We start from the raw sequence: 16,141 nt of genomic DNA, 5'->3' as shown, positions 1-16,141 counted from the left end.
CGATCTACAAAACACAGCCACTCTAAACGGTGACGCTAGATCCTGAATTGGCGCAGCAGGCTCTCGAGTTGTTCGCTCAACCCGCGTAGCTGCGCACTGGCTACGCTGGACTGCTCGGCCGCCAGCGCGGTGCTATGGGACAGGTCCGCTGCCTGGGTGACGTTCTGATTGATGTCTTCCACCACCTGCGCCTGCTGCAGGGTCGCGCTGGCGATCGATGCGTTCAGGCCGTTTAGGTTGTGCAGCGCCTGGCCGATGGCGGTAAGGCTGGCTCCCGCCCGGTCGGCCTGCTCGATGGTCAGTTGCGAAGCGCTGTGGCTGTCGCTGATGACTTTGACCGCCGCTTCCGAGTGGCCTTGCAGGCGTTCGATCATGGTCTGGATTTCGGCGGTGGATGTCTGCGTGCGCTGTGCCAGCAGCCGCACCTCATCGGCAACGACGGCAAAGCCGCGGCCTTGCTCGCCGGCGCGCGCCGCTTCGATGGCGGCGTTGAGCGCCAGCAGGTTGGTCTGGTCGGCAATCGAACGGATTACCTCCAGCACGCCGCCGATCTGCGTGCTTTCGCTGGAGAGGGTGCGAATCACGTCCACGGCCTGGCTGATGGTGCTGGAAAGCTGGTCGATCTGCTGCAGGCTGCTGTCGATATTGACCTGGCCCTGCTGCGCCTGGGCCTGGGCGTCGCGCATCTCACTGGCGGCGTGTTCGGCGTTTTTCGCCACGTCCTGCACGCCGTAGGTGACTTCGTTGATCGCGGTGGCCACCAGCTCCATCTGCTGCGACTGCTGCTGGCTGCGGTCATGGGCCTGGCTGGCGTTGGTGCCCAGCTCCAGGGACGACTGGCCCAGGGCGTTGGCGCAGGTCTGCAATTGCCCCACCACCAGGCGCAGCTTGGCGGTAAAGCTATTGAAGTGTCGGGACAACTGGGTGACTTCGTCGCGCCCGTGGGTGTCGAGGCTGCGGGTCAGGTCGCTCTCACCGCTGGCGATGTTGGCCATGGCATTCACTGCCGCCTGTAACGGCTGCACGATGCTGCGCGCGATCAACAGCACCAGCAGCGCCATCACCAGCGCGATGCCCAGGCCGATCAGCGAGGCTTTCCACACCTGGCCCTTGAACTCGGCCTGCACGTCGTCCACATACACCCCGGAGCCGATGATCCAGCCCCAGGGTTCGAACAGCTGGATGTACGAGGTTTTCTGCACCGGCGCTTCGGCGCCCGGCTTGGGCCAGCGGTAATTAACGATGCCGGCGCCCTTGGCCCTGGCCAGGCTTACGAACTCGTTGAACACTGCAAAGCCGTCGGGGTCACGGATCGCCGAGAGGTTCTGGCCGTCGAGCTTGGGGTTGGCCGCGTGCATGATCATCACGGGCGTGAGGTCGTTGATCCAGAAGTAGTCGTCATGGTCGTAACGCAGGCCGCGCACGGCGCTCAGGGCCTGTTTCTGCGCGGCGTCGCGGGTCATCACGCCGCTGGTTTCGAGGGTGTGGTAGTAGGTGAGGATGCCGCTGGCAGTCTGCACCACATGTTGGGTCTGCTGGCGCTTGGCCTGGTAGAGGTCGTCGTGGATCTGCTTGAGCATCAATACGCCGAGGGTCAGCAGCATCAGTACGGCGACGATCAGGATCAGCCACAGGCGGCGGCTGATCGACATAGTGCGCAAACTGTTCATCGTCCTGTCACTCCTGGCTTTTTATAATTGTGGGTGTTGCATCGACATTTGCGGCGGGTCTGATAGGCTTTCGGCCCGTCAGCGCAAAACCTGAGTACTGTCTGATTTTTCACGGATTTTTTGCAGCCCTGCGTTGCGTGTCAGCGCCGGGTCGTATCGTCAATGAACCACTTAAAAATAGAAACGAGGCGTGCCGTCGCGCATGACCTTTGGGGGAAGTATGGATTTTTGGACCGCCATTCAGGCATTGATTCTTGGCGTCGTGGAAGGGCTGACGGAGTTCCTGCCGATCTCCAGCACCGGCCACCAGATTATTGTTGCCGACCTGCTCGATTTCGGCGGTGAACGGGCAATGGCGTTCAACATCATCATCCAGCTCGGCGCCATTCTTGCGGTGGTGTGGGAGTTCCGGCGCAAGATTCTCGATGTGGTCACCGGCCTGCCGACCCAGCGCAATGCCCAGCGCTTTACCGTCAACCTGCTGATTGCGTTCCTGCCGGCGGTGGTGCTCGGGGTGATTTTCGCCGACCTGATCCATCACTATCTGTTCAACCCGATTACCGTGGCCACAGCGCTGGTCGTCGGCGGCATCATCATGCTGTGGGCCGAACGCCGTGAACACCAGGTGCACGCCGAAACCGTCGACGAGATCACCTGGAAGGATGCGCTCAAGGTGGGTCTGGCCCAGTGCCTGGCGATGATCCCGGGCACTTCGCGTTCCGGCTCGACCATCATCGGCGGCCTGCTGTTCGGCCTGTCGCGCAAGACCGCCACCGAGTTTTCGTTCTTCCTGGCGATGCCGACCATGGTCGGCGCAGCGGTGTACTCGGGCTACAAGTACCGCGACCTGTTTCAGCCGGCCGATCTGCCGGTGTTCGCCATCGGCTTCGTTACCTCGTTCATCTTCGCGATGATCGCGGTCAAGGGCCTGCTCAAGTTCATCGCCAATCACAGTTACGCGGCGTTTGCCTGGTATCGCATCGGCTTCGGCCTGCTGATCCTCGCAACCTGGCAATTCGGCTGGATCGACTGGTCGGCAGCCAACGCATGAGTATCCAGCACCCACGCCTTAAAGCGCTGATTTTCGCGCTGTTGTGCGCGGCGCCGCTGCTGGGTTCGGTGCTGGTGTGGCAGCGCGGCGAAACCCTGCTGCCATTGGCCGCCTACGCGGTGGTCAGTGTGATGGCGTTCTTTTTGTACTGGAGCGACAAGCGCAAGGCGCAGAGCGAAGGCCGGCGCATCCCGGAAAACATCCTGCACGCTGTGGAACTGGCAGGCGGATGGCCGGGCGCGCTGATTGCCCAGCAGGTGTTCCGGCACAAGACGCGCAAGGTGTCTTACCAGGTGCTGTTCTGGGTGATTGTGCTGCTGCACCAAGTGTTCTGGCTTGACCAGTTGTTCCTTGGCGGCACGCTGTTGTCAGTGCTCTAGCAATAAACCGACCTGGGTGCGCCTGGGCAGCTTGCTCACCACCAACTGGTGGGAACGCTGCAACAAGGCCTGCAGCTCCTGCGCGCCGAGCGGGTAGGGCACGTTCATGATGATCCACTGCGCCCGTGCCAGGTACGGCGCCGGGTGGATGCCAGGACGATCAACGTGACCGAGGAACAGGTCCTTGTCGACCTTGAACGCCAGCGAGTCACCGCGCAGGTTCTGCAAGGCGAACATCTTGTTGCCGGCAATCGAAAATACGCGTACGCCGCCCCATTTGTAGTCTTCCCGCGCGCCGGGCAGGCTCAGGCAGAACTGCGCGACTTGCGCTTCGGTCATCGTCATAGCAAGCGGTCTCCACAGCCCTTGAAGCCTTCCTCCAGGTAATCGATCCATGCGCGAATCGCCGGCAGCACACCGCGCCTGTGCGGGTACACGGCCTGCAGCCAGCCGCCCGGCAATGACCATTGCGGCAGCAGTTGCACCAGACGGCCGCTGGCCAGTTCCTCTTCGCAATACATCATCGGCAGCACAGTAAAGCCCAGGCCCATGACGGCGCTGGCCTTGCGCACGATAAAGTCGTCGATGCCCAGTCGCGCCTCCATCACCAGATCGTGGGCATTGCCCTGTGGGTCGAGAATGCGCTGATGGACCATGCGGTCGGCTTCCAGTGCGCCGAGTATCGGCAGCTGCTTCAGGTCTTCGAGAGTATTGACCCGACGCTCGCGCATGAACCCCGGGCTGGCCACCAGCACGGTCTGGGCCTGGCGCAGGCGCTTGGTCACCAGCAACGGGTCTTCATCGCCCAGTTCGCGCACGCGCAGGGCCACGTCGATGCCTTCGGCCACCAGGTCGACACGGCGGTTGACGAGCGTCATATCCAGTTGCACCAACGGGTACGCCGCGAGAAACCCGGCCACCAGTTCCGGCATCATGTGCTGGGCCATGCCCACCGGGCAGCTCACCCGCAGGCGGCCACGGGGTTCGCTGGACATGCTGGCCACGGCCTCGTCGGCCATTTCCGCTTCCAGCAGCATCGCCTGGCAGTGGCGCAGGTAACGCTCGCCCACGGCGGTCAGCGTCAGTTGCCGGGTGGTGCGTTGCAGCAGGCGTGCGCTCAGGCGTTCTTCCAGCTCGGCGATGCGCCGCGACAGCCGCGACTTGGGAATCCCCAGCAGCCGGCCGGCCGCCGCAAAGCCGCCGGCTTCGACGACTTTGGCGAAGTAGTAGAGATCGTTGAGGTCTTGCATGGGGGCGCCTATTGTCCTGTCAGTGGGACAAACTATCGCATTTTAGCGGGCTTATCGGCTATTGGTTTCATGCGTAGCATCACCACCATCTGATCGCCACTGTCGATCCCACTCACGGAGATCCACCATGAAACTGTTGCATATCGATTCCAGCATCCTCGGTGACAACTCGGCTTCCCGTCAGCTCAGTGCCGAGGTGGTCAAGGCCTGGCAGACCGCGCAGCCGGGTGTGGAAGTGGCGTACCGCGACTTGGCCAGCGACGCGATCAATCACTTCTCCGGCGCCACCCTGGGCGCCCTGGGCACCGCTGCAGAACTGCGCGATGCCGCACAGAAGCACGAAGCCGAGCTGAGTGCCGTGTCGCTGGCCGAGTTTCTCGCCGCCGATGCCGTGGTGGTGGGTGCGCCGATGTACAACTTCACCATCCCGACTCAGTTGAAGGCCTGGATCGACCGTATCGCGGTGGCCGGCCAGACGTTCCGCTACAGCGAAGCCGGTCCTGAAGGCCTGTGCGGCAACAAGAAAGTCATCATCGTCTCCACCTCCGGTGGCCTGCATGCGGGCCAGGCGTCGGGCGCTGCCCATGAAGGCTACCTGAAGCTGCTGTTCGGTTTTCTGGGCATCACCGATATTGAAGTGGTGCGGGCCGAAGGCCTGGCCTACGGCGATGACGTGCGCAGCAAGGCCATGAGCGAGGCCAACCTGTTGATCAATGAGCAGCTGTTCGCCGCTGCGTAAGGCTTGTGTAAAATTCGCCGCGCTCCGGTATCAATCTGAAGCACGGCGCTTAAACTCTGTATTCTGATCGCCTGAACGCGAGCGGAGTACGGAGTTTTTTCGTTTGCGCGCGGTCCTTTCAATGTGGCCCGGGTTATGCAGATCGTAGGCAGACAAGGTTTCACGAACCCGGGTTTCTCATTCGATGTTGGTTCTCACGCGGCACAGGTGGACATCCCCATGATGCGTCTATGTGCAGTAATGGCTCTTTCCCTGCTCGGCGGCCTGATTTCAGTGCAGGCCGCACCGGTGTCGCTCCCCCATTGGAGTGTGGGTTTCCATCGCATGAGTTTTCTCGATCCGGTGGACCAGCAGCCGATGAAAGCCGTCGCGTTCTACCCCTCCACGGGCATGGAGCACACCACGCAGGTGGGGGCCTATACCGTCGGCGCCACGGAAGATTCCAAAGTCGCCATCGGGCGTTTCCCGATGCTGATGCTGTCCCATGGCAACACCGGCACGCCGCTGGCGCTGCATGATCTGGCCACCTCGCTGGCGCGCAAGGGCTTTGTGGTGGTGGCGGTGCTGCACCCCGGCGACAACTACAAGGACCACAGCCGGCTGGGCACGGTAAGCAACCTGTACGGGCGGCCGATCCAGATTTCCGAAGCGATCACCGCCACCCTTGGCGACCCGATGCTGGCGCCGTTCGTCAACGTCGAGCAGGTGGGCGTGATCGGCTATTCGGCGGGCGGCGAGACCGCGTTGATCCTCGCCGGGGCCAAGCCGGACTTTGACCGGCTGCGCCGCTATTGCCAGGAACGCCCCGAAGACCACGACGCCTGCACCACCAAAGGCGAACTGGTGGTGGACCGTGACGATTTGCAGCCCCATGCCGATGCACGCATCCACGCGCTGATGCTGATGGCGCCGCTGAGCCTGATGTTCGGTCGCCATACCCTGGCGGATGTGCATGTGCCGGTGCTGCTCTACAGCGGTGACGGCGACAAGCTGGTGGCCGTGGACAAGAACGCCGCCGCGCTTGCGCGCAAATTGCCCGAACCGCCGGACTTCAAACTGTTGGTCGGCGCCGGGCACTTTGTGTTCATGGCGCCGTGCGACAGCGATCAACTGGCGGCCATGCCGGCGGTGTGCACCGATGCCGACGGGGTTGACCGTGAGGGCATTCACCGCGATTTGATCTCCGAGGCCGGGCGCTTTTTCAGCCACACCCTGGGCCAGTCCAGCCGTGCCGGTTTGCAGACGGCGGATCAGTAAGCGCGACGCTTGAGCAGCAGGGTCACGCCCAGCGCGCTGACCGACAACAGCGCCGCGCAGAAGAAGATCCAGCCGTAACCCAAGTTCAGCGCGATGGCCCCCATCAGCGGGCCGGCAATCGCCAGCGCCAGGTCAAAAAACACCGCATACGCACTCAGGCCCGCGCCGCGACTGCTGTTGGGGACCTGCCTGATCGCCTCCACGCCCAGCGCCGGATACACCAGCGACAGCCCGAAACCGGTCAGCCCGGCACCGAGCAACGCCACGCCGGTCGTTGGCGCCAGCCATAGCAGAATCAGGCCCAACGTTTCGATGAACATGCAGGCGATGGCGGCGCGAAAACCGCCAAAACGGCTGATGGCGGAAATGAACAGCAGGCGCGACAGGATAAAACACACCCCAAATACGGTGAGGCAGTACGCCGCACCGACCCAGCCGCGATTGAGGTAGTACAGCGTGATGAAGGTGGTCAGCGTGCCGTAGCCAATCGAGGCGAGGCACAGGCTGGCGCCAAACGGCGCGATGCGCCCGAATACGGCCAGGAAGGGCAGCCGCTCGCCGCGCACCACCGGCACCGACGGTTTATTACGGATTAACACCAGACCGAGTGCTGCCAGCACTGACAGCGCAAGGCCCAGGCTCGTGTAGCCATATTGCGCAACCATCACCACCCCCAACGGTGCGCCAATGGCAATGGCGCCGTAGGAAGCAATGCCATTCCAGGAAATCGAGCGCGCGGTGTGTTCGGCACCGACGGCGCCCATGCACCAGCTGATAGTGCCCACCCCGATCAGCCCCTGGGCCACGCCCAGCAGCAGCCGTGAGGCAATCAGAATACCCAGGCTCAGGGTCGGCAGGCTCTGTGCCAGCGTGGCAAAAAACGTCAGCACGCCGCTGAGCAGAATGCCGCCCAGGCCCAGCACAATCGCGCGTTTGGTGCCCACGTTGTCCGATACGCGTCCGGCAAAGGGCCGACTGAGCAGGGTGGCCAGGTACTGCGCCGCAATGGCGAACCCGGCCACCACCGCGCTGAAGCCCAGTTGTTCGTGCACATAGCCCGGGATCACCGCGATCGGCAGGCCGATGCAGATAAAGGCGATGAAGGTGTAGAACACGATGGAGACGATCTGCAGGGTGATCGACAGGGAGGAAGGGGCGGTGGACATGGCAACTCATTCGCGTGCGGGCGGTGGCTGCATCATGGCAAGGGCTTGCGGGAAATGAAAGCAGGCTAACTACTTCGTCTGAAGCCTGCCTTATTGAGTGAGCGTGTGTTGTGGCGAGCAGGCTTGCCCTGCGTTGGGCTGCGCAGCGGCCCCCAATCAAAAACACCGCGTTCTGCCTGGCAGAACGCGGTGTCTGGTTTTAGGGCTGCTGCGCAGCCCAACGCAGGGCAAGCCTGCTCGCCACGGAGGGCTCGAGCAGGATCGCTGCTTAGAACACCACGCCCTGGCTGCGCAGGTAATCGTCGTACGTACCGCTGAAGTCGATCACGCCGCTGGCGCTCAGCTCGATGATGCGGGTGGCCAGGGACGAGACGAATTCGCGGTCGTGGCTGACGAAAATCAACGTGCCCGGATAGTTTTCCAGCGCCAGGTTCAGCGCTTCGATGGATTCCATGTCCAAGTGGTTGGTCGGTTCGTCCATGATCAGCACGTTGGGTTTTTGCAGGATCAGCTTGCCGAACAGCATGCGACCCTGCTCACCACCGGAGATCACCTTGACCGACTTGAGGATCTCATCGTTGGAGAACAGCATGCGGCCCAGGGTGCCGCGGATAACCTGCTCGCCCTGGGTCCACTGGCCCATCCAGTCGAACAGGCTCATGTCGTTTTCAAAGTCGTGGGCATGGTCCTGGGCGTAGTAGCCCAGCTCAGCGGCGTCGGTCCACTTGACGGAACCGGCGTCCGGGGTCAGTTCGCCCACCAGCGTGCGCAGCAGGGTGGTCTTGCCGATGCCGTTCGGGCCGATGATTGCCACGCGTTCGCCGGCTTCAACCTGGAAGTTGAAGTCCTTGAACAGCGTTTTGCCGTCAAAGCCCTTGGCCATGCGATCAACCATGACGGCCTGGCGGTGCAGCTTCTTGGTCTGTTCGAAACGGATGAACGGGCTCACACGGCTCGATGGCTTGACCTCGGCCAGCTGGATCTTGTCGATCGCCTTGGCACGGGAGGTGGCCTGCTTGGCCTTCGAGGCGTTGGCCGAGAAGCGGCTGACGAAGGATTGCAGCTCGGAGATCTGCGCTTTCTTCTTGGCGTTGTCCGACAGCAGTTGCTCGCGGGACTGGGTCGCCACGGTCATGTACTCGTCGTAGTTGCCCGGGAACAGGCGCAGCTCGCCGTAGTCCAGGTCAGCCATGTGGGTGCACACGCTGTTCAGGAAGTGACGGTCGTGAGAGATGATGATCATCAGGCTGGAGCGCTGGGTCAGGATGTTTTCCAGCCAGCGGATGGTGTTGATGTCCAGGTGGTTGGTCGGTTCGTCGAGCAGCAGCACTTCCGGGTCGGAGAACAGCGCCTGGGCCAGCAGTACACGCAGCTTCCAGCCGGGAGACACTTCGCTCATCGGGCCGAAATGCTGTTCCAGGGGAATGCCCAGACCCAGCAGCAGTTCACCGGCACGGGATTCGGCGGTGTAGCCGTCCATCTCGGCGAATTCGGTTTCCAGCTCGGCCACGGCCATGCCGTCGTCTTCGCTCATTTCCGGCAGCGAATAGATACGGTCGCGCTCGGCTTTGACCTTCCACAGCTCTTCGTGACCCATGATCACGGTGTCGATCACGTTGAATTCTTCGTAGGCGAACTGATCCTGGCGCAGTTTACCCAGGCGCACATTCGGCTCCAGCATGACCTGGCCGCCGGACGGCTCAAGGTCGCCACCGAGGATTTTCATGAAGGTCGACTTGCCGCAACCGTTGGCACCGATCAGACCATACCGGTTGCCGGCGCCGAACTTGACCGAGACATTCTCGAAGAGCGGCTTGGCGCCGAACTGCATGGTGATGTTAGCTGTGGAGATCAATTACTTTACCTATCAATAGCTTGGGGTGCGCTTATGTGAGTTGGACCCAGGGCGGGGCCATCTGGAGACTTTCCATTGGCTCCAGTCCGAGCTTGTTGATCCAACGCGCATAAGTCGAGAGCAGCACCTGACGTGATGGCCGGGCTGCTGGGAGATGAAGGCGGGGTTCATGCCAGACATGGCGCGCATTGTCGCATAGGTGTGACGACAGTTGTATGGCGGTTTGCAGGCGCATTGGCGGTAAGTCGTCTGTGAAACGTCGCCTGCCCGGGGATTATCACAATGCAGACGTATCCGCGAGGTGTCTAAATGCCATCATTCGGATACACTCCGCGCCGGCCGTATCTCGGCCATGCCAATGAAGGCGCAACGGAGTGATGGTATGAAGATGGGAAAGGTGGCGGGCGCCGCAGTAATTGGCGCGATGATGACTTTGGGCGGATGTGCCAGCATCGTCAGCGACAGCAAGCCTAAGGTCGGGATGTATAGCCTTCCGACAAATGCCAATTACGTCATCAAGGACAGCGCGGGAAGTGTGGTTTTGAAGGGGGTCACGCCAGGTACGGCGATTCTGGAAACAAGTCGCGGCTACTTCAAGAGTCAGAGCTACAGCGTGACCTTCCAGAAGGAAGGCTACACAGAGACGACGGTGCCGCTGAAATCCACGGTCAGCGGCTGGTACTGGGGCAATCTGCTGATTGGCGGCTTGATCGGCATGCTGGTCGTCGACCCGCTGACAGGCGCCATGTATACGCTGCCCGATGATGCCACTGGAAAACTGACCGCAGTCAGTCTTTCCCCGGTATCACAACCCCAAGCATCGGTCGTGCCGCAATAATTTGCAGACGAAAAAGCCGCATCTCGCAGAGTGCTGATCAGCATCAATAATGGCCTGGTGCCACCGTTCGTCGGATCAGCAGCGGCGCCGCTGAACGATCCTCTCAGGCCGGCGCTCTATGTCCGCGGACATAATCAGGTGCAAAAATGCAACGATCACTGCGGCGCTCTGCGGTAAGAACCTGGGCGCAGATCTACACCCAGGTTGTAAATGAACAGAATATTGAGGACAAATATTTCAAATTGCTGAGGACGGCCGATGATATGGAGAGCAACGGCCTCATCGATGGGAGAGAGTGGAGGAAGCTTGTGCGCAAAGCCGGCGAATTCCTCGCAAGCACCGCAGAGTGAGTCAGCGGGTGAGAGCTGACTGGCTCTCCCCACCTTGCACCCCTATTCAAGCGACCGTTGCAACCCCCGCAAACGTCGGTTTTTTTGCCAACGTCTCAGGCACGGCCAGCCACACCAGCGCCAGTGCCACGGCGGCGACGCCGGCCAGGGTCAGGAACGCGGCGTTGTAGCCCGCCTGCTGCACCACAAAACCGGCCAGGCTGCTGCTCAGTGCCGCCCCCAGACCAAACACCGTCGAGATTGCACCCAGGCTGACATTGAAGCGCCCGGTCCCCTGGGTCAGATCCTTGACTATCACCGGGAACAGCGCGCCGAAAATGCCTGCACCAATGCCGTCCAGCAATTGCACGGTCACCAGCCAGTATGGGTCACTGGACAGGGTATAGAGCACCCCGCGCAGCGGCAGAATAATGAAGCCGGCCAGCAGCAACGGTTTGCGTCCCCACACATCCGCCCTCGCGCCCACCAGCCAGGCCACCGGCACCATCACCAATTGCGCAGCGACGATGCAGGCCGAGGTCAGCGGCGTAGCCATCTGCAGGTTGATCTGAGAGAGCTTCTGGCTGACCAGTGGCAGCATGGCGGCGTTGGCGAGGTGGAACAGGGCACAGCAAATGGCGAACAGCAGAAGCGGACGGTTGGACAACAACACCTTCACGCCGGAGGGTTGCTCGTGGTCGGTGTGGTGGGCAGGGTCGAAGCCACGTGCGACTTCGTGGTCAATAGCCGCGGCGGGCACGCAACTGACCGCGACAAGACTGGCGACCGCCATGAAGGCCATCAGGTAAAACACCACCACCGGCCCGAACAGGTACGCCAGGTCGCCAGCCAATAGCGCAGCCACGGCATTGCCTGCATGGTTGAAGGTTTCGTTGCGCCCGGTGCGCCTCGTGAAGGCCTTGGGCCCGGTAATCCCCAGGGAAATCGCTGAAATCGCCGGGGCAAATACGGAAGCCGCCACGGCGCTGGCGGCCTGGGTCAGTGCCACCAGGCTGAAATTGCTGACAAACGGCAGTATCAGACAACTGGCTGTCACCAGGATTGCGGCGATGGCGATGACTGCGCGCTTGCTGCGGGTTCGATCGAGCAGTGCCCCCGCGGGGCCCTGGGTCAGCAGCCCGGCGATGCCCGCCAGCGTCATCACCACGCCGATACTGGCCGGGTCCCACTTGTGCACTGCGAGCAGGTAGATGGCCAGGTACGGCCCGAGGCCGTCACGCACATCGGCCAGGAAGAAGTTAAGGCTGTCCAGGGACAGAGTAGTGCGCAGGTCGGAGTGTCGGGCCACGGCAGGATCTTCGAGAGCGGCGTCCACGGGGCTGGACACTCGTTGGGCTAATGACCTGCGGCACTTGCTATAAGTTTCGCGCGAGGCTTAGGGTTTCATCTTACGGGTGATTGGCTTATTTTCTGTTGTATTCGTTATCTGGAGACACATGGAGATGCCATCAGCTCTACAGGCAATTGCCAGCAATAAGGACGCCTGGAATGCGTCCGCCAAGCTGCATAAGAATACCGACACCTGGCGGGCGTTAATGGATGCGGTGACGAATCCCGGGTTTTCCTGCCTTGATACGACCCTCACGGCTGTGCTGCAAGACATTGGCGTCGCGGGCAAGGACATTGTGCAACTGTGCTGTAATAACGGCCGCGAAAGCCTGTCATTGTTCGGCTTGGGCGCGCGTTCTGTAGTAGGTGTCGATCAATCTGTGGAATTTCTGGCGCAGGCTTGGGAACTGGCTGGTGCCTCGCCTCATGAACCCGAGTTCATCGAATCCGATGTCCACCAACTGCCCGAGCGTTTGCAGGCAGGCTTCGACATTGCTCTTGTGACCATTGGTGTACTGGGCTGGATGCCGGATGTGGCGCTGTTCATGCGGCATGTCGCGAGCACCTTGAGACCTGGCGGCACGCTGGTGGTGTACGAAACGCATCCGTTTTTGGAAGTGTTCGACCCGCGCGCGACCAACCCGATGCTGCCTGCCAGTTCATACTTTCAACGCGAGCCCTTTGTGTTGCAGGAGTCGATTGTCTATGAGGGTGCTCAGCACTTGAAGGGGCCGACTTCCTACTGGTATGTGCACACCCTGGGCAGCGTGATCAGCGCGGCGGTGGCTGCGCACTTGCAGATCGGCCATTTGCAGGAGTACCCGCACTCCAATCGCGAGGAACTTTACGACCAGTATCAGCACCAGGCTGCGCAGTTGCCGCTGTGTTTCACGATGACAGCCACCAAGCGTGTGCCCTGAAGCTGTTTCCACAGGCAAAAAAAAGCCCGCGAGGAGAGGCGGGCCAAGTGATTCACTGGAGTAGGTAGGCCTCACCCTATAGGTAGGAAAGTGAAGGCTTCGTGAAAATCCTGTCGTGAATTCGGATGCTGTGGTGATCAGGACCTGCGCACAAACGTGCGCATGGTTTGCCCTGGGCCGGTACTGAATAAAGCAGGACGCGGCTGGCCCGCATCCGCAGCGATAAACACGAAAGTGTCGCCATCAAGGCGATAGCTGGCGGGTAGCGGCTTGCCCGCGTCATCGCCGATGGCGTCTACCCAGGTAATGCTTTTGGGGCGCTGGCTGCTGTCCAGAGTGAATCGCCCGGCCAGCAAGACCTCGCCATCAACGGTGACCACTTCAAACTGATCTGCGGCGATTGTAGTGATTGCACCGGGGGCGCTGTGGGCATCCGCAGGGTTGAGCACGCCGCTGTCTTCGAGCGAGGTCTGCTCCCAGGTGCCCTGGAGGGCTTGGTAATCGGGGTCGGTGAGGGTCTGCATGTAAGGTCCTTTTATTTCCCTTTGTCGGCAACTATTTATCGATCTTTTTACTACGCTTGTGATTAGAATAATCCTACGTCATGTGTGTCTTTGCTAACGTCCATACAAATGCGACGGAAAGAAACTGCAGCGGTATGGGATTTTTCTTCTAGACCCGGTGGTCAGAACTCAATTGGCGAACCTTGTTATCGGCGTCAGGGCGTTGCCCCTGGTGGGTATTCGAGGCTTTCGTGATGGCTCTTTGATATTGGCTTTAAGGTGCATACATTTTGAATCGAACTTCCCCGTCCAATACTTCCCCTGCGTCAGATGAGATTGACCTGTTTGAATTGATGCACGCTGTTTGGCGACAGAAAAAGCTGGTATTGGGTTGTGCGCTGCTAACGGGCGTCCTCGGGGCAGGTTATGCGTTTCTGGCGCCTAAAACTTACGAAGTCAGCAGTGTTCTGCGCCCGGTCGCGATCAACGAGCTGGATGCCCTGAACCGTTCCGAGGTCTACAAGCTGCCGCCTGCGGACGCTTTGGCCAAAGTCGGCGCACAGCTGGATTCATATGAGGCGCGGCTTGGATTCTTTCGCTCCCACGAACAGTTGTTTACCGCTTTTCAAAAGCCGGGCCAAAGCCTCGAACAAAGTTTTGAAGACTTCAACCGCAACTCGGTCAACTTGATCCTGCCGGACCCCAAGAAGTCCGACTCTTTGAGCAGCTACATTCGCCTCGAATTGCAATACCCCTCGGACGTGGACGGCGTGGCGATTCTTAACGGGTTCGTCGACTACGCCATTGCCTCCGAGCGTGAGCAGGTCGGTGCCGACCTCAAGGTGATCGTCAACAACCGCCTGAACGAGCTGAAGGGCAAGATCGACGCGGCGCGCGCCAATTATGAGACCGAGAAAGAATCGAAGATTGCCAAGCTGCTGGAAGATGACCGTCTCAAGCGCGCCCGGTTGCAGGATGAGCTGAGCGCCTTGCGCCTGCAGATGAAAATGGAGCGTACTAACCGCCTCGCCGAACTGGCGGAGGCGATCTCGATTGCCAAGTCCATGGGCATCAAGACGCCTACCACGCCTTCTTCCATGGCTGACGCGTCGCGAAGCGGTTCGAGTCAGGTGATGCGTACCGAGGTCAATAACCAGCAGATTCCGCTGTACTTCCTTGGCACCGAGGCCCTTGAGGCTGAGCGCACGGCGTTGCAGCAACGTACCAGTGACGACTTTACCAATCCTCGGATCGCCCAGATTGGCAAGGAATTGCAACTGCTGGAGACCAATCGTGAGGTCGAAGTGCTGCGCAAGCGTGGCAACGAAGACATCTTCCTGCAGGATGTGGAGCCATTACGTGCCGAGGTCGCTCGTTTGCGCAATTTGAACATCGACATGAGCAACCTCAAGCTGGTCACGGTTGACCGCCGCGCCCAGGAGCCTTTGGCGCCGATCAAACCGAAAAAAGCCATCATTCTGGCGGTGAGCCTGATCGCAGGTCTGGCCCTCGGGATGCTGATTGCACTGATCCGTCACCTGATCAGCTCGCGCAATCAACCTGTGCCTTATTCGTCGCTTGAGGATGGACGCTTTGCCCGTCGCGAGCGCAAGGACGACGAGCCGTTGGCGTGACACGCAGGGCTTGCCGCGGGGCGGGCCCTCTTTTTCGATGCACACTTCGTCGACAGTTTTTCACAATTCTTGGTTAACCTTTGGTTACAAAGTGTGGCTAAATAACGGCCAATGGCCGTAAAGCGGTTTGCCATCAAACCGCTGATTATCGCCTGTCTGTAAATTGTGAAATCAGGTGCTGCTATCCAATCCTCGGCCGTCGTGGGCACGCAGGAGCAGCCTGTTCTCTACTGACTTGTGACGAAATCCCTTGAAACTCATCATTGTTGTTCTCTACGTCGTCTCCATTGCGTATGTCCACCTGCGCGGTCGGGTGCGGCACAAGTTGGGTCGCCAATTGAGCGATCACTCCACCTTCCTGGCGCCGATCAACTGCTTTCTCTATCTGTTTTCCAGGCTGCCGAGCCGGCCATATCTGTCGCCCAGTGACTTTCCCGACCTGAGCCCTTTGCAGGAACACTGGGAGGAAATCCGCCAGGAAGGCCAGAACCTGATGCGTGCGGGTGAGATCAAACGGTCGGACCAATACAACGATGTGGGTTTCAACTCATTCTTCAAGTCCGGCTGGAAGCGCTTCTACCTGAAGTGGTACGGCGACAGCCATCCGTCGGCAATGAAGCTGTGCCCGCGCACTACCGAGCTGGTACAGAGTATCGGCTCGATCAAGGCGGCGATGTTTGCCGAGCTGCCGCCGGGCTCCAGGCTGGTGCGCCATCGCGACCCTTACGCCGGCTCCTATCGCTACCATTTGGGCCTGGATACGCCCAACGATCCGGGCTGCTACATCAATGTGGATGGCGAGAGTTATTACTGGCGTGATGGCGAGCCGGTAATGTTCGACGAGACTTATATTCACTACGCGCAAAACACCACCCAGCACAACCGCATCATCCTTTTTTGCGATATCGAGCGGCCGATGAAGTACCGGTGGGCGGCGGCATTCAATCGTTGGTTCAGTCGCAATGTGATGGCGGCGGCGGGCTCGCCCAATGATGCAGGCGACAAGACCGGCGCGCTGAACCGCGCGTTTACGCGCTTGTACAAGATCCGCTTGCGCGGCAAAGAGCTGAAAAAGCGCAACCGCACGCGCTACTACCTGGAGAAGTGGGCGATATTTGCCGCGCTGGCGGCTGTTTTCCTGTTGATCTGAAGCGGCGCCAGGCTTCGACGCTGGGGCGAGCCCGCTTACCCCGGTGCCG

At 60.6% G+C, this 16,141-nt stretch carries 16 protein-coding genes and 2 pseudogenes; 9 read left to right on the top strand and 9 right to left on the bottom strand.

Annotation, left to right across the window (positions count from 1 at the left end; genetic code table 11):
- Positions 1-35: 35 nt before the first annotated feature.
- Positions 36-770, bottom strand: a complete 735-nt coding sequence (locus VRB54_RS24630) for a methyl-accepting chemotaxis protein (protein WP_422396107.1) — start codon at positions 768-770, stop codon at positions 36-38.
- A 123-nt stretch (positions 771-893) separates the two neighbouring features.
- Positions 894-1,580 (bottom strand): annotated as a pseudogene (locus VRB54_RS24625) (cache domain-containing protein); the annotation flags it as partial.
- A 310-nt stretch (positions 1,581-1,890) separates the two neighbouring features.
- On the opposite strand from VRB54_RS24625, the gene VRB54_RS13005 reads away from it, so the two are divergent.
- Together VRB54_RS13005 and VRB54_RS13000 are read left to right on the top strand one after the other, a co-directional pair.
- A complete protein-coding gene (locus VRB54_RS13005; RefSeq protein WP_338477520.1) occupies positions 1,891-2,721 on the top strand; it encodes an undecaprenyl-diphosphate phosphatase in 831 nt (276 codons plus the stop codon).
- A complete protein-coding gene (locus VRB54_RS13000; protein ID WP_209982492.1) occupies positions 2,718-3,101 on the top strand; it encodes a DUF1294 domain-containing protein in 384 nt (127 codons plus the stop codon). Before VRB54_RS13005 ends, VRB54_RS13000 begins: the two co-directional genes overlap by 4 nt.
- Here VRB54_RS13000 and VRB54_RS12995 read toward each other — a convergent pair.
- Together VRB54_RS12995 and VRB54_RS12990 are read right to left on the bottom strand one after the other, a co-directional pair.
- Positions 3,090-3,446, bottom strand: a complete 357-nt coding sequence (locus VRB54_RS12995) for an MmcQ/YjbR family DNA-binding protein (RefSeq protein ID WP_338477519.1) — start codon at positions 3,444-3,446, stop codon at positions 3,090-3,092. The two genes, VRB54_RS13000 and VRB54_RS12995, sit on opposite strands and share 12 nt — an antisense overlap.
- Entirely contained in the window at positions 3,443-4,351 is a 909-nt protein-coding gene (locus VRB54_RS12990; RefSeq protein WP_338477518.1) for a LysR substrate-binding domain-containing protein, read from the bottom strand. The genes VRB54_RS12995 and VRB54_RS12990 overlap by 4 nt, the downstream gene beginning before the upstream one ends.
- Positions 4,352-4,478: 127 nt before the next feature.
- Here VRB54_RS12990 and VRB54_RS12985 point away from each other — a divergent pair, with 127 nt between their 5' ends.
- Together VRB54_RS12985 and VRB54_RS12980 are read left to right on the top strand one after the other, a co-directional pair.
- Positions 4,479-5,090, top strand: a complete 612-nt coding sequence (locus tag VRB54_RS12985; protein WP_338477517.1) for an FMN-dependent NADH-azoreductase — start codon at positions 4,479-4,481, stop codon at positions 5,088-5,090.
- 219 nt (positions 5,091-5,309) lie between these two features.
- Positions 5,310-6,347, top strand: coding sequence for a dienelactone hydrolase (locus tag VRB54_RS12980; protein ID WP_338477516.1), 1,038 nt, complete (start codon positions 5,310-5,312; stop codon positions 6,345-6,347).
- Here the strand turns inward: VRB54_RS12980 and VRB54_RS12975 are convergent.
- The 3 genes and pseudogenes from VRB54_RS12975 to VRB54_RS24620 all read right to left on the bottom strand — a co-directional run.
- Entirely contained in the window at positions 6,341-7,513 is a 1,173-nt protein-coding gene (locus VRB54_RS12975; protein ID WP_338477515.1) for an MFS transporter, read from the bottom strand. The genes VRB54_RS12980 and VRB54_RS12975 overlap by 7 nt on opposite strands.
- A 268-nt stretch (positions 7,514-7,781) precedes the next feature.
- On the bottom strand, positions 7,782-9,368 hold the full coding sequence (locus tag VRB54_RS12970) for an ABC-F family ATPase (protein WP_082638529.1): 1,587 nt from the start codon (positions 9,366-9,368) through the stop codon (positions 7,782-7,784).
- 5 nt (positions 9,369-9,373) lie between these two features.
- Positions 9,374-9,593, bottom strand: a pseudogene (locus tag VRB54_RS24620) (integrase); the annotation flags it as partial.
- 157 nt (positions 9,594-9,750) lie between these two features.
- On the opposite strand from VRB54_RS24620, the gene VRB54_RS12965 reads away from it, so the two are divergent.
- Together VRB54_RS12965 and VRB54_RS12960 are read left to right on the top strand one after the other, a co-directional pair.
- Positions 9,751-10,206 carry a hypothetical protein gene (locus VRB54_RS12965; RefSeq protein ID WP_338477514.1) on the top strand — a complete coding sequence of 152 codons (456 nt, stop codon included), beginning with the start codon at positions 9,751-9,753 and terminating at the stop codon, positions 10,204-10,206.
- A 146-nt stretch (positions 10,207-10,352) separates the two neighbouring features.
- Positions 10,353-10,556: a hypothetical protein gene (locus tag VRB54_RS12960; protein WP_231423387.1), complete on the top strand. Its 204-nt coding sequence runs from the start codon at positions 10,353-10,355 to the stop codon at positions 10,554-10,556.
- 46 nt (positions 10,557-10,602) lie between these two features.
- Here VRB54_RS12960 and VRB54_RS12955 read toward each other — a convergent pair whose 3' ends face one another.
- Entirely contained in the window at positions 10,603-11,844 is a 1,242-nt protein-coding gene (locus VRB54_RS12955) for an MFS transporter (RefSeq protein ID WP_338481102.1), read from the bottom strand.
- 148 nt (positions 11,845-11,992) lie between these two features.
- Here VRB54_RS12955 and VRB54_RS12950 point away from each other — a divergent pair, with 148 nt between their 5' ends.
- On the top strand, positions 11,993-12,805 hold the full coding sequence (locus VRB54_RS12950; protein ID WP_338477513.1) for a class I SAM-dependent methyltransferase: 813 nt from the start codon (positions 11,993-11,995) through the stop codon (positions 12,803-12,805).
- 137 nt (positions 12,806-12,942) lie between these two features.
- Here VRB54_RS12950 and VRB54_RS12945 read toward each other — a convergent pair whose 3' ends face one another.
- Positions 12,943-13,329: a TIGR03067 domain-containing protein gene (locus tag VRB54_RS12945; RefSeq protein WP_338477512.1), complete on the bottom strand. Its 387-nt coding sequence runs from the start codon at positions 13,327-13,329 to the stop codon at positions 12,943-12,945.
- A 269-nt stretch (positions 13,330-13,598) separates the two neighbouring features.
- Here VRB54_RS12945 and VRB54_RS12940 point away from each other — a divergent pair, with 269 nt between their 5' ends.
- Positions 13,599-14,942, top strand: a complete 1,344-nt coding sequence (locus VRB54_RS12940) for an LPS O-antigen chain length determinant protein WzzB (RefSeq protein ID WP_338477511.1) — start codon at positions 13,599-13,601, stop codon at positions 14,940-14,942.
- Between the two features lie 250 nt (positions 14,943-15,192).
- Positions 15,193-16,092: a lipid A hydroxylase LpxO gene (lpxO, locus tag VRB54_RS12935; protein WP_338477510.1), complete on the top strand. Its 900-nt coding sequence runs from the start codon at positions 15,193-15,195 to the stop codon at positions 16,090-16,092.
- The last annotated feature ends 49 nt before the right edge of the window (positions 16,093-16,141 follow it).

The sequence above is a fragment of the Pseudomonas trivialis genome, assembly GCF_036864995.1.
GTDB lineage: Bacteria > Pseudomonadota > Gammaproteobacteria > Pseudomonadales > Pseudomonadaceae > Aquipseudomonas > Aquipseudomonas trivialis.
Note: the sequence above shows the minus strand (reverse complement) of the source record. Positions and strands in the feature narration are given on the sequence as shown.